This is a genomic window from Enterobacter ludwigii, from assembly GCA_023023105.1.
GTDB classification, from domain to species: domain Bacteria; phylum Pseudomonadota; class Gammaproteobacteria; order Enterobacterales; family Enterobacteriaceae; genus Enterobacter; species Enterobacter adelaidei.
Genome location: CP083824.1, coordinates 1,852,738 through 1,870,335, shown reverse-complemented (window position 1 = coordinate 1,870,335; position 17,598 = coordinate 1,852,738). Strand labels below are relative to the sequence as shown.

Below are 17,598 nucleotides of genomic sequence, written 5' to 3'. Positions count from 1 at the left end.
ATGCCCCCCTCTTTTACTGACGTCAGGTTATACGATGAAACGTGTTTCTCAACTGACCGCGCTGGCTCTGTTTTGCAGCCTCGCTTCCCTTTCCTCTCTGGCGGCTGAAATGCCTGACACAATGACGCTGTCTCAGCTTCAGGAACAGCACGGTGCGGTGATCGACACCCGTGCCAGCGCCTTTTATAACGGCTGGCCACAGTCGCTAAGCGGCACCTCCGGCCATGAACCTGCCGCGCTCAATCTTTCAGCCTCCTGGCTTGACGCAATGAGCGACGAGCAGATTGCTATCTGGGCAAAACAGCATCACCTTACGCCCGCAACCTCCCTCGCACTCTACGGCGGCGATAACACAAACCAGGCCGTGAAAGCCCGTCTGGAGAAAGCCGGATACACTCATGTTTCGCTTCTCAGCGATGCCCTGCAAACGCCTGCTCGTCTACAGCGCCTGCCTCACTTCGAGCAACTCGTCTACCCGCAGTGGATACACCAGCTCCAGCAGGGTACACCCGTCACTGCCGCTCCGGCGGGAGGCTGGAAAGTGATCGAAGCTGCCTGGGGTGCGCCGAAGTTTTATCTGCTGAATCACATTCCCGGTGCGGGCTACATCGACACCAACGAAGTGGAAAGCGAGCCGCTGTGGAACAAAGTCTCTGACGACAAGCTAAAAGCGATGCTGGCAAAGCACGGTATCCGTCATGACACCACGGTCATTTTGTATGGCCGTGATGTGTATGCTGCCGCGCGCGTGGCGCAGATTATGCTGTATGCAGGTGTGAAGGATGTCCGTATTCTCGATGGTGGCTGGAAAGCGTGGTCAGATGCGGGTCTGCCCGTCGAACGCGGTATGCCTGCAGAGGTGAAACCTGCCGCTGATTTTGGTGCGCCGATCCCCGGTCAGCCGCAGCTGATGGTGGATATGGAGCAGGCGCGCGGGATGTTGCATCGCAAGGATGCCTCGCTGGTCAGCATTCGCTCGTGGCCGGAGTTTATTGGCGAAACCAGCGGCTATAGCTACATCAAACCGAAAGGTGAAATTGCCGGTGCCCGCTGGGGTCATGGCGGAAGCGACGCCACTCACATGGAGGATTTCCATAACCCGGATGGCACCATGCGTAGCGCCGACGACATCGCCAGCATGTGGAAAAGCTGGAATATCCTGCCGGAACAGCATGTCGCATTTTACTGCGGTACCGGCTGGCGAGCCTCTGAGACCTTTATGTACGCCCGGGCGATGGGCTGGAAGAACGTCGCCGTCTATGACGGCGGCTGGTACGAATGGAGCAGCCACCCGCAAAACCCGGTCTCAACCGGCGAGCGCGGGCCCGAGAGTTCCCTCTAAGAATTGAGTGACTTCAACGTCACATAACCGCTCCAGATGCGCGTTGTGGTGGTCAGCCAGCACAACGCGCCGAATACCCACGCGAAAAGCGTAAAGTGCGCCGGAAACAGGCAGCACAGTACAAACAGCGCAATGGTCTCTGTCCCTTCTGTTAAACCACCGATGTAATAAAACGATTTGTGCGCGTAGCCCGGGTTGTCGATATCGTGTTTCGCCGCCAGCGCGGCAAAGGCCAGAAAGCTGCTGCCGGTGCCGATAAAGGCGAACAGCAGCCAGGCGGCGGCCAGCGCATTCTCTTCGGGAGCTGCCAGTGCAAAGCCAAACGGCACCAGGGCATAGAACAGAAAATCGAGAGCGATATCGAGAAAGCCTCCAGCATCCGTCAGCCCTCTCCTCCGTGCCAGCGCGCCGTCCAGACCATCCAGCAGGCGGTTAAATACGATGGCGACAAGCGCGGCAAGATACCAACCGAGGGCCAGAAACGGTAGCGCCAGCACGCCCACGACAAACCCGGCCACGGTTAATCCGTCGGGCGTAATACCGGGTTTATCCAGCCAGGCCGCCAGCCGGTTAAGGGCGGGCTTTACCCGTGGATGGATATGTCGATCAAGCATGCGGCTTTCCTTTTAGCGTGTCGCACAGTCCCTGCGCCGGGATATCGAGAGCGGCGTTGAAGCGGGCGGAGAGATTTTGAAACGCAACCAGTGCCGTCATTTCGGTAATCGTCTCATCGGTGAAAAGACGTTTGAGGTCGCGTTTGAGCGTCTCATCCACCTGCGGCGGCGTGGCGGTAACAGCCTCAGCGTAGGCCAGCGCCGCGCGCTCCTGCTCATTGAAAAGCGCGGAGTCACGCCAGTGGCTGACGGCCTGGACTTTATCCAGCGCGCCCACGCGTTCGGCAAGGCGCAGACTGTTGGCATCAATACAAAAAGCACAGTGGCATATCTGCGACACCCGCGTCATCAGCAGCGAGCGCAGCACGGGCGTCAGGCGTGCATGACGCCGTTCGAGGAAACCGACAAACAGCGCCACCAGCCAGAAAAGACGCGGCATACGCCCCCACCATCGCGTGGGGTTAAGCACGACACCGAAGTGTTTTTTCTGCATGGCGGCAATCGGTTTTAAACTCGCCGGAAGGGTTGAGATGGGCGCTACCCAGGTGGAGGTTTCTTTCACCTGATTCTCCTGATGACTGGACTCTGACAAAGGGCAAGATAATATGGTGGTTTTCGCTTTCAAGTATTGACGACCATGCTTAAAACAGTCGATGTCGTTGCGGCAATCATCGAAAAAGACCATAAAATTTTACTCGCGCAGCGCCCGGCCCATGCTGACCAACCCGGTATGTGGGAATTCGCTGGTGGAAAAGTTGAAGCCGGAGAGACGCAACCCGAGGCGCTTGTCCGTGAGTTGTGGGAGGAGCTCGGTATTCAGGCCCAGCCGGGGCAGTATGTGGCAAGCCATCAGCGGGAAGTTTCGCAGCGGTTAATCAACCTTCATGCCTGGCACGTTCCCGCGTTTAGCGGTGAGCTGACGGCGCACTACCACAGCGCGCTGGTGTGGTGTACGCCTGAAGAGGCGTTCGGCTACGCCCTGGCCCCCGCGGATATTCCCCTGCTGGAAGCCTTTATTGTTTTACGCGACGCCAGACCAGCGGGTTCGTGCTAATCGTGCGCTCATCGCGCTGGCACTGCAACAGGACGCCATCCGCCTTCACCACAGCCCCTTCCGAATAGTTCTGATCCTGATAGATGCAGCACTGATTACAGGGCTGGGAACTTTGGCCGCTGGAGCTAAAGACCTCCGGCGGCACATTGACCTGGACATCCGGGCGAATGCGGTCAGCCTGAGCGCCTGCGGTAAACATCAAACATAACGCGATCGTCACATAACGGTTCATAGACTTGTCTTCCTGTTGTGTCCTGTTAACAACTATAACGGTTAACCGAAGCAGAACCTTTAATTTATCTCGTCATCGCTTTTTGTTATGACGCGCTGCGTATGATTAATTTCCCTTTCCGCATGAATTTCTGCTTGCCTGACAAACCAGTGCGGGTGGTATAGTCAAAAAAACAACACAAATCGCATAAGCAATAATCATAAAATGCCATAAGGGGTTCTTATATCTATGGATCAGACACGCTCTCTGGAAAGTTTCCTTACCCATGTTCAACAGCGCGACCCGCATCAGAGTGAGTTTGCGCAGGCCGTACGTGAAGTGATGACCACTCTGTGGCCCTTCCTTGAAGAAAACCCGCGTTATCGTCAGATGTCTCTGCTTGAGCGCCTCGTAGAGCCAGAGCGCGTGATCCAGTTCCGCGTGACCTGGGTGGATGACCGCAATCAGGTCCAGGTCAACCGCGCGTGGCGCGTGCAGTTCAACTCTGCCATCGGCCCGTTCAAAGGTGGGATGCGCTTCCATCCTTCGGTGAACCTGTCGATCCTGAAATTCCTTGGCTTTGAGCAGACGTTTAAAAATGCGCTGACCACCCTGCCAATGGGCGGAGGTAAAGGCGGAAGTGATTTCGACCCGAAAGGCAAAAGCGAAGGCGAAGTGATGCGTTTCTGTCAGGCGCTGATGACCGAACTCTATCGCCATCTTGGTCCGGACACCGACGTCCCGGCGGGAGATATCGGCGTGGGTGGCCGAGAAGTGGGCTTTATGGCCGGAATGATGAAAAAACTCTCCAACAACAGCGCCTGCGTCTTTACCGGCAAAGGTCTGTCGTTTGGCGGAAGTCTGATCCGCCCGGAAGCGACCGGGTACGGCCTGGTTTACTTCACCGAAGCCATGCTCAAGCGTCACGGCTTAGGCTTCGAAGGCATGCGCGTCGCGGTATCGGGCTCCGGCAACGTGGCGCAGTACGCAATTGAGAAAGCAATGCAGTTTGGCGCTCGCGTGGTGACCGCCTCTGACTCCGGCGGTACGGTGGTGGATGACGCGGGCTTTACGGCTGAGAAGCTGGCGCGCCTGTGTGAGATCAAAGCCAGCCGCGACGGGCGCTTGGCGGACTATGCCCGGGAATTTGGCCTGACCTGGCTGGAAGGCAAGCAGCCGTGGGGCGTGCCGGTGGATATCGCCCTGCCGTGTGCCACGCAAAACGAACTGGACGTCGACGCCGCACGCACGCTGATTAGCAACGGCGTGAAGGCGGTGGCTGAAGGCGCGAATATGCCGACCACCATCGAAGCGACCGATCTGTTCCTGGAAGCAGGCGTTTTGTTTGCACCGGGTAAGGCCGCGAACGCGGGTGGCGTGGCGACATCAGGCCTTGAGATGGCGCAAAACGCCGCACGTCTCGGCTGGAAAGCAGAGAAAGTGGATGCGCGTCTGCACCATATCATGCTGGATATTCACCATGCGTGTGTGGAGTACGGCGGTGAGGCATCGCAAACCAACTACGTGCGCGGCGCGAATATTGCCGGATTCGTTAAGGTGGCGGATGCAATGATTGGGCAGGGTGTGATTTAAGCTTTATATCGTGCGGCCGGGTGCCCTCACCCCGGCCCTCTCCCACAGGTTGAACAGTCAAATAAATTGAAGTTAATACGAGAGAGCTTAACTCTTAATTCATTGATTAACAACGACTTTAATCGCTTGCTTAAATAAAAATGGTCAATACACCCTTGTTTAAGAAACAGTTTATTTGAACTAATTTTTGAACTCTGAACGTATAGCACAACTTATGCAAGGAACTGAATAAGATGAATCCCACATTTATCTCGAAAAAGTCCGATCCCATCTCTCCACTCTTTTTGGCTATGGTATGCGCTGTGACAAATCTATTGAGTGCGAAACAGTTAACTTAAAATTTGATATACCGTTTAAGCCCGTAACGCCGATCCCTGTGATGGAGTGTGAGGCATATATAGGGAATCGCTTTCTTGATTTTGACGAACCAGGCAAGCTAATGAAAGATGCTCGCTCAGGAAACCACTTCACCTCCGATTTGAGCGTTTTTATAGAGCTGGCTTTCTTCTGCTGCGGTCAGCGTCCGTATGAGCTTATGGGCGCGGAGAAGCAGTATTACGACCGTGGGGCCCGGAAAACTAAGGAGTGGTATCACCTCGCTTTATGTGATTCGGCTATCGCGCTGATAGATGAAATGTGTAAGCGTTATCCTGACAGCTCTTATATTTTCCCTGATATCTGGTATGAGCAGAAAAAAGCACGGTATCTTGAGAAAGAAAAAAATGGAACATAAAGAAATCCGTGATCGTATTCAGAACCATTGTAAAAATGACATATCCTCAAAGCATTATGACCGCTATGACTATTTTGAAGAAAAATGGAGGCCGTGATGGTTTGGGACGCCAAGCTAATTCCTTTAATTAAATAGCAGCAATGAATAAACTCCTCTTTTTTATAATTACAGCGAATAGGAAAGAGGGGTAAAAATGCGCATTTGAACTTTTATCCATAAAAATACGATATCTGTCACAGAACTGATAACACAGTAATTTTTATGTTCTCCGCTTCATTCTAAAAGGCAGGTATCATGGAAAAATATTGCTTTATAAACCAGATGGTAAACTCAAGTATTTAAATAAGATTCATTTATGGGTCGCTGCTGAGTTAGTTGAAATCGTAGATGAACAAAGGAATATTAAGAAGTGGATGCGTCCATTGTGGGCCAGCGCCGAAGGCAATGAAGGGATTGTCGTCTATGTCTCTCGCCTTGATGCTGAAATTAGTATCAAACATATGAACAAACATGGTGCTGACTGGAAAGTGTATCCATTAAATGATTTCAATATCGAAGAAATGATGCTGGATAGCAAAGCAATTACAGAAAAGGAGAAATATCATTTTAATTTTTCATTTGGCTTTTGGGTGAGTAATGAAAAACAATTAATAAATAAAAATGGCTGGCTTTCACAATCATTCTTCTCAGAAGCATTTGATGTCAATTCATTAATTGAAAAGGAAGATAATGTGATATTTAGATTTAGTGAGGATTTGCAAAACAGTTTTTTGAAATGTTGGGATGAAAAAATAATAATCGAACCAAAGTATGTTGATTATCTTGAGACGATAAATAATAACGACGATAAATATATAGAAGAACAAGCGTTCAATGCATTAAATGCGACTAAAACAGTAGACAAGTAAAATGTATTGGGTGAGCTATTGAATGTATCATCAATATGGTCACCTACAGATAATAAATGGTTATATACAATTCTTAATGTAAATAAATAGTTGAGGTATAAAATGGCTACAGGATACTTTTTGGTGATTGGTGATAAAACCACTTGCGGTGGACACATTATCTCAGGGTGTGAAAACCATACGTTCTATGGCCGAGCAACGGCAAGGAATGGGGATAAGTATATATGCGGTGCTGATGGTAAGGTCTATCACATCGCAGGTGGGATTCCTAATTACACGATTCATGGTGTAGCTGCGGCGGGTACGCTTCACAGCAGGGGAACTTGCTCATGTCGTTGTCGCTTCATACTTTCAAACTGGAATGATACATACGATTTTGATTCACAACCTAAACTAGCCGCTGCACCTGTCGCGGTACCTAAACCTGCTCCAGCACCACAAGCGCCTAAACCAGCACCAGCAACCATTCCAGTGGTGCCAAAAGAGGAACCACGCGTTCCTGTTGATGCTGGCTTCTGTGTTCTCAAGTTTGGTGCTACACCATCCTCATATGAGCCGTGGTTTTTCGTTAAACCACCAGCGGGTACAACAGAGCTGTTCAGGAAGTTGAATCCAGAACGCAAGAAACAGCCTGGTTCAATACTGCTTGTCGTTGACCCTGAAAAGCAGGATGCAGAACAGATAAAAACAATGGAAAAGGCCAGGGATCGAATTGATGCCGCACTTGGACCTCTCACCCTTGATGAAGCCAGGTTATTGCATGATAACAGGGCCGCTGTTGACATTTTTTCATCACAAATATTTAACTCAGCATTAGGAGTATCGAGCAATACACTAGGCTATGCCAGTGAATTAGGTGGTGCCTATTATGAAGAAATAAATAACACATTAAAAGAAATACAAAAACTTTACCAGGACACATACAGCTCTAATCACGGAATAATTTCCGGGCAGGAGTTTTTGGGTCAGCGTCAGCGGTTGTTTAATAAATTGGATGTAATATTGAATCGCTATACTAAATCACATTTAGGATTGGCTCAATATGACAGCATTAAAAAATCATTAGGTTTGTCCACTAGCTCCATTATGCATAAGTGGGATCAAACTGGCATTGATGATATAGAAGGATATGCAACATATATAGAAAATTCTGCAAAACTGATAAAGGTAATGCGTAATGTTGGTTATGTTGGAATTGGTTTGGACTTTGCCAGCTATTCATCAAACGTTTATGATGCATGTTCCAAAGGCCGCAAAGATGCATGTAAGAAAGCGGCATTAGTAGAGTACGGAAAGTTTGGAGGTAAGCAGGTTGTTTCTTATGCAGCAGGAGGAATTGCTGGTTGGGCGGCCCGCAGCGTCTGCCTGTGGGCTTTAGGACTTGTTACAGCGGAAGCTGGGGGCATAGGCGCAGGATTGTGCCTGGTTACTGGTATTGGAGCCTCCATCGCGGGAGGGGATTTTGCACAGGATTCAGGGGAAAAAGCAGGGGAATTTTTAGGAGGAGAAATAATATATGAAAAATTATTTGATGGAAAATAGTAAAGAAATAGCTGGGTATATGTTTGGTATTGGTATGATTTTATTAATATTAACATTGCTGTTAGCTATATATAACGAAAGACAATATAAAAAAATAGTGACACTCTATACTGCGAAATTTGGAACACTACCTGTTACTGCTGCAATGTCAAAACATGCGAGCCTAATTGCTACGCCGGGTGCATATTTTGCAAAGATAGGTTTTATTTTCGAGAGTCTGATCTTCCCTTACAATCGAATATCAAATCATGATATGTCAAGAGATGCATATGATTTCATAAGGGGATTACCGTTCAAGTATACAATAGGATTTAAGTTATTTATTGCCTTATTTATATTGGGGTTTCTATTTATGATCCCTTCATTTGTTATTTTTAACTAAAACCCGATGAAAAGCCATGCTTGCATCAACAAGCAGTCTGACGCCACTCATAGAGTGGCGTAGACCGTCGTGATAGATTCGGGTGACATAAATCTTCCTTGGATGTGTTAGCACAACTAATAAACAATTTTTGTGTAGATGAAGTTAAACGCGGAATGCTGTTTATGCAATAATCTGCATAAATCAGAAAAGGAGGGTGTTTGTCCTTTTGGAATTTGAACTTTTCTTTGAACGTAAAAAAACTGACCAAAGAAATTACTCTCTAATCAGTTATTTTATAATAATTTTAAATAGGGTATTTATTCTACCCCAGCCCTCTCCCACCGGAAGAGGGAGAAAAACCGTGTGTCAGGCCGCACTCTTCTTCTTTTTAAAGGGTTTCTTCGCGCCAGCACCTGGCGCAACCATCCCTCGGAACCGCTTCACCGGCGTGCTGCGCGCCTGATCGATCAGCTGATAAAGCGTCCCCACCAGCGGCTGCATAAAGTCCTGATAGCGGCACTGCTTTTCGCTGATTTGCGTCAGCACGGACTCCCAGTGCGCCGTCATGTCTGGCCTTGCCGCCAGCTCAGGCAGCGAATGAATCAGTGCGCGTCCGGGTTCCGTTGAATGGATGTAACGCCCTTTTTTCTCCAGAAAACCGCGCTTAAACAGCAGTTCTATAATACCTGCACGCGTTGCTTCGGTACCCAATCCATCGGTTGCGCGCAGGATCTTCTTCAGATCTTTATCCTGCACAAAACGGGCTATTCCCGTCATGGCTGAAAGCAGCGTCGCATCCGTGAAATGGCGTGGCGGCTGGGTTTGACGTTCATCCACTTCGCCCTTCTCACACAGCAGTTCGTCATCTTTGGCGACGACAGGCAGCGGCGTGCCGTCGTTCTCTTCATCACGCTCTTTGTTCCCCAACAGCGTACGCCAGCCTGCTTCTGCAAGGAAACGCGCTTTGGCGACAAACTTGCCTTTGACAATCTCCAGCTCAATAACGCACTTGCGGAACACCGCGTCCGGGCAGAACTGCATCAGGTACTGACGGGCAATCAGGTTATAAACCTTCGCTTCGTTATCGGTCAGATTGACGTTGCTGGCGCGCGCCGTCGGGATAATCGCATGGTGAGCATCCACCTTTTTATCGTCCCAGCAGCGGTTATGGGTATCCGGGTTCACCGCCGGTTGCGGCAGCAGATCCGGCGCGTGGACGCTAATGGCGTTCATCACCGAATGACGTACGGCAAAATGCTCTTCCGGCAAATAACGACTATCCGAACGCGGATAGGTGATCAGCTTGTGGGTTTCGTAGAGCTTCTGGCAGATGTCCAGCACGTTCTGCGCGCTGAGGCCAAAGCGCTTCGCGGCCTCAATCTGCAGGGCTGATAGCGAGAACGGCAATGGTGCCGGTTCTGATTCCCGTTTATCGTTATAGCTGGTAACGATAGCCGGCTGACCTGTAATGCGGTTAACCACATGATCCGCCAGCGGACGGTGCAGCAGTCGCCCCTCTTCGTCCTGATACGACTCACAGGCATCGCTCGGCTGCCAGACAGCGGTAAAGCGTTCGTCTTTAGGCGTGACGATATGCGCTTTCACTTCAAAGAAATCTTTGGCGACAAAGTTCTCAATCTCCTCGTCGCGACGCACAACAAGCCCCAACACCGGCGTTTGCACACGGCCCACAGAGAGCACGCCCTGATAACCCGCGTTACGCCCAAGAATGGTATACGCACGGGTCATGTTAATCCCGTACAGCCAGTCCGCACGGGCGCGGGCCAGCGCGGAGACGCACAGTGGGATAAACTCGCTGTTGGCGCGCAGACGGGAGATCGCTCGTTCAACGGCCTGTGGGTTGAGGTCGTTAATCAGGCAACGCTGCACCTGCTGACGCTTTTCCGGTGCCAGTTCCAGATAGTCCAGCACTTCATCGACCAACAGTTGCCCTTCTCTGTCCGGGTCACCCGCGTGGACGATTTCAGTGGCCTCATGCAGGAAGCGCTTGATCACGTTGAGCTGTTTGGTGACCGAAGGCCGGGGTTGCAGGCGCCATTTATCTGGCACAATGGGCAGATCGTTCAGATTCCAGCGGGCATAGCGGCTGTCGTAGACATCCGGCTGCGCCTGCTCAAGCAGGTGACCAATACACCAGGTGACCACCTGCCCGTTGCCACATTCGATAAAGCCATCGCCTTTGCGATGCGGTTTAGGTAGCACATCGGCGATGGCTCGCGCCAGACTCGGCTTTTCGGCAATAAACAACCGCATCGAATTAACGGATCTCAATCATCGGTCGACCACCGCGCGCGGTCACCAGCTCACCGATCGCCGTCAGGGTAATACCAAACTCGGCGGCAGTCGCCTGTACCTCTGCTTCGGATTCCGGTGTGACCGCCAGCAGCAGGCCGCCAGAGGTTTGCGGATCGCACAGCAGGTTACGCCATTCTTCAGGCATCTCGCCCATCAAATGACCATAGCTGGCGAAGTTGCGCTGCGTACCGCCCGGAACCGCGCCCTGAGCAATATACTCTTCCACGCCCGGCAGCTTCGGCACATCCTGATACCAGACCTGCGCCTGCACGCCCGCCCCCTGACAGACCTCGGAAAGATGTCCCAACAGACCAAAGCCGGTCACGTCAGTCATCGCCTTCACGCCGTCAATGTTGGCGAAAGCCGCACCGGCGAGGTTCATCTGGCACATGACTTCCGTTGCCAGCCCTTTGTGCTCCGGTTTGAGCAGGGATTTTTTCTCAGCGGTAGTGAGTACGCCAATGCCCAGCGGCTTGGTAAGGAACAGTTTGCAGCCTGCCTGCGCAGTGCTGTTGCGCTTCACGCGTTCAGTAGGAACCACGCCAGTGACGGCGAGGCCAAAAATAGGCTCAGGCGCATCAATCGAGTGACCGCCGGCCAGCGCAATCCCCGCCTGCTGGCAGGCAAAACGCCCACCCTCGATCACCTCGCGGGCAACTTCCGGCGGGATGGTGTTGATCGGCCAGCCCAGAATGGCAATCGCCATAATCGGCTTACCGCCCATGGCGAAAATATCGCTGATGGCGTTGGTGGCCGCAATGCGCCCAAAATCGAACGGATTGTCGACAATCGGCATAAAGAAGTCGGTGGTACTGATAATGCTGGTGCCGTTACCTAAGTCATAAACTGCAGCATCGTCGCGCGTTTCATTGCCAACAAGCAGGTTCGGGTCGACAAACTTCGCCTGTTCACTGTGCAGGATGGTCTCCAGCACTTTCGGGGAAATTTTACAACCGCAACCGGCTCCGTGGCTGTACTGCGTTAAACGAATGGTTTGCTCGCTCATGGACGTCTCCTGTCATCTCAATCGCGCTATGGTAGCGCTCATTCCATAAAGAGGTAAGTATGACTGTCTGAATTCTGCGGCAGATGCTCAGAATCCAGACAGTTTAGCGTGCGTTATCAGAAACGGCTGACGAAAGGCGTGGTGTCCGGCACGCTGATGGTGCTGGAGGCTTTAAGCTGTGGAGTGCCGAGGTAGAGGAAACCGACAATTTTGTCATGCTCACCGCAATCAAAACCGTCACGAACCACCGGGCTTTCGGTTAATGCACCGGTGCGCCAGATACCGTTAAACCCTTGCGCGACGGCAGCCATTTGCATCGCCATCACCGCACAGCCTGCGGACATTTCCTGTTCCCAGACCGGCACTTTATGGTCTGGCTGGCATTTTGCCACGACGGCGATGATCATCGGTGCGCGGAACGGGGCACTGCGCGCCTTGTCGATACCTTTCTCATCCTGTCCGGCGGCAATCGCGCCCTGCTCCAGCAGCTGACTGAAACGATCGCGGCCTTCGCCTTCAATCACAAAGAAGTGCCACGGCTGCAGCGTGCCATGATCCGGGGCACGCATGCCGGCACGCAGAATGTTCTCCAGCTGCTCGCCTGCCGGGGCAGGTTCGGCCAGACGGGAGGCGCTACGGCGGTTAACAAGCAGTTCGAGTGCGTCCATTGGTTAACTCCTTTCTTGAAATTTACTCACAAAATTAACACGACGGCAGATTTTGTTACAGCCTGGCAGGCGATTCCTGCTGACAAGTGGCGGTTGGGTCATTACGATAACCCAACATTACCGTCCAGTGGCGACGGAAACAGTCATTTTCTGGTTAGGGAGAATACATGCGAACCCTTTGGCGAATCTTTGCCGGTTTCTTTAAATGGACGTGGAGACTGCTCAACTTCGTCCGCAACCTGGTGATGAATATCTTCTTCATCTTCCTGGTTCTGGTTTGCGCGGGCATCTGGATGCACATCAGCAGTGCAAATCAGGCTCAGCATTCAACGCGCGGCGCGCTATTACTCGATATCACCGGCGTGATTGTTGATAAGCCGTCCACAAGCAGTCGCCTGAGCGTGATTGGTCGCCAGCTGTTTGGCGCAACCTCAGACCGCCTGCAGGAAAACTCCCTTTTTGATATTGTCGATACCATTCGTCAGGCGAAAGACGACCGTAACATCACGGGGATCGTGCTGGATCTGAAAGATTTTGCCGGAGGCGATCAGCCATCCATGCAGTACATCGGTAAAGCCCTGCGCGAATTCCGCGACAGCGGCAAGCCGGTGATTGCCGTAGGGGACAGCTACAGCCAGGGGCAGTATTACCTGGCGAGCTTTGCTAATAAAATCTGGCTCTCCCCGCAGGGCACGGTGGATCTGCACGGCTTTGCCACCAATGGTCTGTACTACAAATCCCTTCTCGACAAGCTGAAAGTCACCACCCACGTCTTCCGCGTCGGTACCTATAAATCTGCCGTTGAGCCATTTATTCGCGATGATATGTCCCCTGCCGCCCGTGAAGCCGACAGCCGCTGGATTGGCGAGCTGTGGCAGAACTATCTGGGCACCGTTGCCGCTAACCGCCAGATTACGCCTGAGCAGGTGTTCCCTGGCGCGCAGGGTGTGCTGGACGGCCTGCGCAAGGTTGACGGTGATACCGCGAAATATGCGCTTGATAACAAACTGGTTGATGCTCTGGGCACGAGTGCCGAGATTGAAAAATCCCTGAGCAAGCAGTTTGGCTGGAGCAAAGAGGATAAAAATTACAGCGCCATCAGCATGTATGATTACTCAACGAAAAAGCCGGATGACAGCGGTGACAGCGTCGCCGTGGTGTTTGCCAACGGAGCCATCATGGACGGTCAGGAGACCCCGGGTAACGTGGGCGGTGATACTACCGCGTCACAAATCCGCGATGCTCGCCTGGATCCGAAAGTGAAAGCGATCGTCCTGCGGGTGAACAGCCCTGGGGGCAGCGTCAGTGCTTCAGAGGTGATCCGCGCTGAACTGGCAGCAGTGCGTGCCGCTGGCAAGCCGGTCGTCGTATCAATGGGTGGAATGGCCGCCTCTGGTGGTTACTGGATCTCAACGCCAGCCAACTACATCGTGGCCAACCCAAGCACGCTGACCGGCTCGATTGGCATCTTCGGGGTGATCAACACCGTGGAAAACAGCCTTGATTCGTTGGGTGTGCACACCGATGGCGTTGCCACCTCTCCGCTGGCGGATGTGTCGGTGACCAAATCCCTGCCGCCGGAAGTTTCTGAGATGATGCAGCTCAGTATTGAGAATGGCTACAAACGCTTTATCACTCTGGTGGCAGATTCCCGTAAAAAGACGCCGGACCAGATAGACCAGATTGCACAGGGTCACGTCTGGACCGGTCAGGATGCGAAGAGCAACGGCCTGGTCGACAGCCTGGGCGACTTCGATGACGCGGTGAAGAAAGCCGCTGAGCTGGCGAAGCTCAAGCAGTGGCATGTTGAGTATTACCAGGATGAACCGTCGTTCTTTGATCTGGTGATGAACAGTATGTCCGGTTCGGTTCGCGCCATGTTGCCTGAGGCATTGCAGGCGTACCTGCCTGCGCCAGTGGTGACTGCCGCCAAAGCGATGAAAGCAGAGAGCGATAAGCTCGCGGCCTTTAACGATCCACAGAGTCGTTACGCGTTTTGCCTGACCTGCGCGAACGTCCGTTAAAAACCGTCCCCTCTTCCTGCGAAGAGGGGATTTTTTTCTTTTGAAGAACAAGAACTCACTACCATGCAGAAGAAATCGATTTATGTAGCCTACACTGGCGGTACCATCGGTATGCAGCGCTCTGAAAACGGCTATATCCCTATCTCCGGCCACCTTCAGCGTCAGCTTGCGTTGATGCCAGAATTCCACCGTCCGGAAATGCCTGACTTTACTATCCACGAATACGAGCCGCTGATGGACTCCTCCGACATGACGCCGGAAGACTGGCAGCACATCGCGGATGACATTAAAGCCCATTACGACCAGTACGACGGTTTCGTGATCCTGCATGGTACAGACACCATGGCCTTTACCGCCTCGGCGCTCTCCTTCATGCTGGAGAACCTGAGCAAGCCGGTTATCGTCACCGGGTCGCAAATCCCGTTGGCGGAGCTTCGCTCTGACGGGCAGATCAACCTGCTTAACTCCCTGTACGTGGCGGCGAATTACCCGATTAACGAAGTGTCGCTGTTCTTTAATAACCGTCTGTATCGCGGCAACCGCACAACTAAAGCCCACGCCGACGGTTTTGACGCCTTCGCCTCCCCTAACCTGCAGCCGCTGCTGGAAGCCGGTATTCATATCCGTCGTCTGGGAACGCCTCCGGCACCGAACACCGCCGGCGAGCTGATTGTGCATCCGATTACTCCGCAACCGATTGGCGTGGTCACCATTTACCCGGGTATCTCCGCCGACGTGGTGCGCAACTTCCTGCGTCAGCCAGTAAAAGCGCTAATTTTACGCTCCTATGGCGTGGGCAATGCGCCGCAGAACGGCGAGTTCCTGAAAGAGTTGCAGGAAGCGAGCGAACGCGGAATTGTGGTCGTGAACCTGACCCAGTGTATGTCCGGAAAGGTCAACATGGGCGGCTATGCCACCGGTAACGCGCTGGCGCATGCTGGGGTGATCAGCGGCTTCGATATGACCGTTGAGGCAACGCTGACTAAACTTCACTATTTACTGAGTCAGGATCTGGACATTCAGTCCATTCGCAGCGCGATGATGCAAAACCTGCGCGGCGAACTGACCCCGGACGAATAAGGAGTGCTCATGAAGCAACGCGCCCTGCTACTGGTCGATTTGCAAAATGATTTCTGCGCGGGCGGTGCGCTGGCCGTCGCCGAAGGTGACAGCACCGTTGACGTGGCAAATACGCTGATTGACTGGTGCAAAGCTCGCGGTGAAGCGGTTCTCGCAAGCCAGGACTGGCACCCGGCGAATCACGGTAGTTTTGCCAGTCAGCACAACGTAGAGCCGTTCAGCCAGGGTGAACTTGACGGCCTGGCGCAAACCTTCTGGCCGGATCACTGCGTGCAGCAGACGGAAGGTGCGGCGTTGCATCCGCTCCTGAATCAGAAGGCCATCGACGCGGTGTTCCATAAAGGGGAAAACTCGGCTATCGACAGCTATAGCGCGTTTTTCGATAACGGGCATCGCCAGAAAACAGCGCTGGACGCGTGGTTACGTCACCACGAAATCACGGAGCTGATCGTGCTGGGTCTGGCAACGGATTACTGCGTGAAGTTCACCGTGCTGGATGCGCTCCAGTTAGGTTATACCGTCAGCGTCATCACCGACGGCTGCCGAGGGGTGAACATTCAGCCGCATGACAGCGCCCAGGCGTTTATGGATATGGCCGCTGAAGGCGCGACGCTGTATACGCTCGAAGACTGGCTCGAGACGCAGGCGTAGTCTTTTAAGCCGGGTGGCGCTGCGCTTACCCGGCCTACAAAACCACAGAAAGTAGGCCGGGTAAGGCGAAGCCGCCACCCGGCATTTCTTCCCCAATCCCCATAAAGTGAACTCCCTCGCATCCTCAGCGAAGCGGCAATGCTATTCTCCTCAGGTTGTTTTTTCGCCACGCCTTTTCCGTGGCGTGGTTAATTTTATTAAGTCAAAGAGGAACTTGTATGAAACGTTTGCCCTTGCTGGCAGCATTACCCTTGCTTTGCGCGTCACTTGCTTCCGCCGCACCCCTGATGTCCGTGGGCTACTTTAACGGGGGTGGCGATGTCACCGCCGGACCGGGTGGTGATATCAATAAACTGGACGTTCGCCAGATCACCCACCTCAACTACTCGTTCGGTCTGGTCTATAACGACGAAAAAGACGAAACCAACGCCGCGCTGAAAGATCCGGCGAAATTGCATCAGATCTGGCTATCGCCAAAAGTTGCTTCCGATCTGGCCCTGATCCCTGCCCTGCGAAAACAAAATCCAAACCTTAAAGTGCTACTCTCCGTTGGCGGCTGGGGGGCGCGTGGCTTCTCCGGCGCCGCGGCAACCAAAGAAACGCGCGCGGTATTTATCCGCTCCGCACAGGAGATTGTCGACAAATACGGTCTGGACGGGATCGATCTCGACTGGGAGTATCCGGTCAACGGCGCCTGGGGGCTGGTTGCCAGTACGCCTGCCGACAGGGATAATTTCACCGCCCTGCTGAAAGAGATGCGCAATGCCTTCGGGCACAAAAAGCTGGTTACCATCGCGGTAGGCGCCAATGCGGAAAGTCCGAAAAACTGGGTGGATGTCAAAGCCATCGCTCCCCTGCTCGACTACATCAACCTGATGACCTATGACATGGCGTACGGTACACAGTACTTCAACGCCAATCTGTATGATTCCAGCGCCTGGCCGACGGTGGCTGCCGCAGACAAGTACAGCGTCGATTTTGTGGTGAACAACTATCTTGCCGCCGGGTTAAAGCCACAGCAAATGAACCTTGGGATCGGCTTCTATGGCCGCGTGCCGAAACGCTCTGTTGAACCGGGTATTGACTGGAGCAAACCGGATGCGCAAAAAAATCCTGTCACCCAGCCGTACTTTGGGACTCAGGAGATCGGGTTATTTAAGTCTCTCGGCTACGACCTGACCAAAGATACTTACGTGAAGTACAACGATATCGTGAAGAAGCTGTTGAACGATCCGCAGAAGCGTTTTACCGAGCACTGGGACGATCAGGCGAAAGTGCCGTGGCTTTCGGTGAAGGGTGCCGATGGCAACGCGCTGTTTGCGATTTACTATGAGAACCCGCGTTCCGTTGCAATCAAAGCGGACTACATCAAAGAGAAAGGTCTCGCCGGGGCGATGTTCTGGGAGTACGGGGCTGACGACGAAAACCTGCTAGCGAAACAGCTGGCGGAGTCGCTCGGGATCCCACACAAGTAGTGAGTCAATCAAGCCCT

Annotated in this window: 17 protein-coding genes; 11 read left to right on the top strand and 6 right to left on the bottom strand. The window is 52.8% G+C overall.

Translation table 11 applies throughout. The annotated features are described in order from the left end of the window. Positions 1 to 34 precede the first annotated feature (34 nt). Positions 35 to 1,342, top strand: a complete 1,308-nt coding sequence (locus LCD46_08990) for a sulfurtransferase (protein ID UOY72425.1) — start codon at positions 35 to 37, stop codon at positions 1,340 to 1,342. Here LCD46_08990 and LCD46_08985 read toward each other — a convergent pair. Both LCD46_08985 and LCD46_08980 read right to left on the bottom strand, forming a co-directional pair. Then, a complete protein-coding gene (locus tag LCD46_08985; GenBank protein ID UOY72424.1) occupies positions 1,339 to 1,956 on the bottom strand; it encodes a CDP-alcohol phosphatidyltransferase family protein in 618 nt (205 codons plus the stop codon). The genes LCD46_08990 and LCD46_08985 overlap by 4 nt on opposite strands. Then, the gene (locus tag LCD46_08980) at positions 1,949 to 2,518 is read right to left on the bottom strand and encodes a carboxymuconolactone decarboxylase family protein (GenBank protein UOY72423.1); all 570 of its coding nucleotides are present in this window, start codon (positions 2,516 to 2,518) and stop codon (positions 1,949 to 1,951) included. The genes LCD46_08985 and LCD46_08980 overlap by 8 nt, the downstream gene beginning before the upstream one ends. Before the next feature lie 75 nt (positions 2,519 to 2,593). Here LCD46_08980 and LCD46_08975 point away from each other — a divergent pair, with 75 nt between their 5' ends. Further along, positions 2,594 to 3,010 (top strand): pyrimidine (deoxy)nucleoside triphosphate diphosphatase, encoded by a 417-nt coding sequence (locus LCD46_08975; protein ID UOY72422.1) that lies wholly within the window; start codon positions 2,594 to 2,596, stop codon positions 3,008 to 3,010. Here the strand turns inward: LCD46_08975 and LCD46_08970 are convergent. Next, a complete protein-coding gene (locus LCD46_08970; protein UOY72421.1) occupies positions 2,970 to 3,242 on the bottom strand; it encodes a YnjH family protein in 273 nt (90 codons plus the stop codon). The two genes, LCD46_08975 and LCD46_08970, sit on opposite strands and share 41 nt — an antisense overlap. Positions 3,243 to 3,470: 228 nt before the next feature. Between LCD46_08970 and gdhA the strand changes: the two genes are divergently transcribed. From gdhA to LCD46_08945, 5 genes are all read left to right on the top strand, one after another. Continuing rightward, complete coding sequence (gene gdhA / locus LCD46_08965; protein ID UOY72420.1) at positions 3,471 to 4,814, top strand: NADP-specific glutamate dehydrogenase; 1,344 nt, start codon at positions 3,471 to 3,473, stop codon at positions 4,812 to 4,814. 439 nt (positions 4,815 to 5,253) lie between these two features. Further along, the gene (locus LCD46_08960; GenBank protein UOY72419.1) at positions 5,254 to 5,547 is read left to right on the top strand and encodes a hypothetical protein; all 294 of its coding nucleotides are present in this window, start codon (positions 5,254 to 5,256) and stop codon (positions 5,545 to 5,547) included. Between the two features lie 305 nt (positions 5,548 to 5,852). Then, positions 5,853 to 6,455: a hypothetical protein gene (locus LCD46_08955; protein ID UOY72418.1), complete on the top strand. Its 603-nt coding sequence runs from the start codon at positions 5,853 to 5,855 to the stop codon at positions 6,453 to 6,455. 102 nt (positions 6,456 to 6,557) lie between these two features. After that, on the top strand, positions 6,558 to 7,997 hold the full coding sequence (locus LCD46_08950; GenBank protein UOY72417.1) for a PAAR domain-containing protein: 1,440 nt from the start codon (positions 6,558 to 6,560) through the stop codon (positions 7,995 to 7,997). Further along, positions 7,972 to 8,379: a DUF986 family protein gene (locus LCD46_08945; GenBank protein UOY72416.1), complete on the top strand. Its 408-nt coding sequence runs from the start codon at positions 7,972 to 7,974 to the stop codon at positions 8,377 to 8,379. Before LCD46_08950 ends, LCD46_08945 begins: the two co-directional genes overlap by 26 nt. Before the next feature lie 348 nt (positions 8,380 to 8,727). Here LCD46_08945 and LCD46_08940 read toward each other — a convergent pair whose 3' ends face one another. The 3 genes from LCD46_08940 to LCD46_08930 form a co-directional block, all read right to left on the bottom strand. Then, the gene (locus LCD46_08940) at positions 8,728 to 10,635 is read right to left on the bottom strand and encodes a DNA topoisomerase III (GenBank protein ID UOY72415.1); all 1,908 of its coding nucleotides are present in this window, start codon (positions 10,633 to 10,635) and stop codon (positions 8,728 to 8,730) included. Positions 10,636 to 10,639: 4 nt separating this feature from the next. After that, complete coding sequence (gene selD / locus LCD46_08935) at positions 10,640 to 11,683, bottom strand: selenide, water dikinase SelD (protein UOY72414.1); 1,044 nt, start codon at positions 11,681 to 11,683, stop codon at positions 10,640 to 10,642. 116 nt (positions 11,684 to 11,799) lie between these two features. Continuing rightward, positions 11,800 to 12,351, bottom strand: coding sequence for an NAD(P)H nitroreductase (locus tag LCD46_08930; GenBank protein ID UOY72413.1), 552 nt, complete (start codon positions 12,349 to 12,351; stop codon positions 11,800 to 11,802). Between the two features lie 167 nt (positions 12,352 to 12,518). Between LCD46_08930 and sppA the strand changes: the two genes are divergently transcribed. The 4 genes from sppA (at position 12,519) to LCD46_08910 (ending at position 17,581) form a co-directional block, all read left to right on the top strand. Beyond that, complete coding sequence (sppA, locus tag LCD46_08925; protein ID UOY72412.1) at positions 12,519 to 14,375, top strand: signal peptide peptidase SppA; 1,857 nt, start codon at positions 12,519 to 12,521, stop codon at positions 14,373 to 14,375. Positions 14,376 to 14,438: 63 nt separating this feature from the next. Further along, positions 14,439 to 15,455 (top strand): asparaginase, encoded by a 1,017-nt coding sequence (gene ansA, locus LCD46_08920; protein UOY72411.1) that lies wholly within the window; start codon positions 14,439 to 14,441, stop codon positions 15,453 to 15,455. Between the two features lie 9 nt (positions 15,456 to 15,464). Then, positions 15,465 to 16,106, top strand: coding sequence for a bifunctional nicotinamidase/pyrazinamidase (pncA, locus tag LCD46_08915; protein ID UOY72410.1), 642 nt, complete (start codon positions 15,465 to 15,467; stop codon positions 16,104 to 16,106). Positions 16,107 to 16,324: 218 nt separating this feature from the next. After that, positions 16,325 to 17,581, top strand: coding sequence for a glycoside hydrolase family 18 protein (locus tag LCD46_08910; GenBank protein UOY72409.1), 1,257 nt, complete (start codon positions 16,325 to 16,327; stop codon positions 17,579 to 17,581). Positions 17,582 to 17,598: the final 17 nt, after the last annotated feature.

Excerpts from the sequence above, each read along its gene's own strand:
- LCD46_08990 (UOY72425.1), top strand. The coding sequence starts at position 35 with ATGAAACGTGTTTCTCAACTGACCGCGCTGGCTCTGTTTTGCAGCCTC.
- LCD46_08985 (UOY72424.1), bottom strand. The coding sequence starts at position 1,956 with ATGCTTGATCGACATATCCATCCACGGGTAAAGCCCGCCCTTAACCGG.
- LCD46_08975 (UOY72422.1), top strand. The coding sequence starts at position 2,594 with ATGCTTAAAACAGTCGATGTCGTTGCGGCAATCATCGAAAAAGACCAT.
- LCD46_08970 (UOY72421.1), bottom strand. The coding sequence starts at position 3,242 with ATGAACCGTTATGTGACGATCGCGTTATGTTTGATGTTTACCGCAGGC.
- gdhA (UOY72420.1), top strand. The coding sequence starts at position 3,471 with ATGGATCAGACACGCTCTCTGGAAAGTTTCCTTACCCATGTTCAACAG.
- LCD46_08960 (UOY72419.1), top strand. The coding sequence starts at position 5,254 with ATGAAAGATGCTCGCTCAGGAAACCACTTCACCTCCGATTTGAGCGTT.
- LCD46_08950 (UOY72417.1), top strand. The coding sequence starts at position 6,558 with ATGGCTACAGGATACTTTTTGGTGATTGGTGATAAAACCACTTGCGGT.
- LCD46_08945 (UOY72416.1), top strand. The coding sequence starts at position 7,972 with ATGAAAAATTATTTGATGGAAAATAGTAAAGAAATAGCTGGGTATATG.
- LCD46_08940 (UOY72415.1), bottom strand. The coding sequence starts at position 10,635 with ATGCGGTTGTTTATTGCCGAAAAGCCGAGTCTGGCGCGAGCCATCGCC.
- selD (UOY72414.1), bottom strand. The coding sequence starts at position 11,683 with ATGAGCGAGCAAACCATTCGTTTAACGCAGTACAGCCACGGAGCCGGT.
- LCD46_08930 (UOY72413.1), bottom strand. The coding sequence starts at position 12,351 with ATGGACGCACTCGAACTGCTTGTTAACCGCCGTAGCGCCTCCCGTCTG.
- sppA (UOY72412.1), top strand. The coding sequence starts at position 12,519 with ATGCGAACCCTTTGGCGAATCTTTGCCGGTTTCTTTAAATGGACGTGG.
- ansA (UOY72411.1), top strand. The coding sequence starts at position 14,439 with ATGCAGAAGAAATCGATTTATGTAGCCTACACTGGCGGTACCATCGGT.
- pncA (UOY72410.1), top strand. The coding sequence starts at position 15,465 with ATGAAGCAACGCGCCCTGCTACTGGTCGATTTGCAAAATGATTTCTGC.
- LCD46_08910 (UOY72409.1), top strand. The coding sequence starts at position 16,325 with ATGAAACGTTTGCCCTTGCTGGCAGCATTACCCTTGCTTTGCGCGTCA.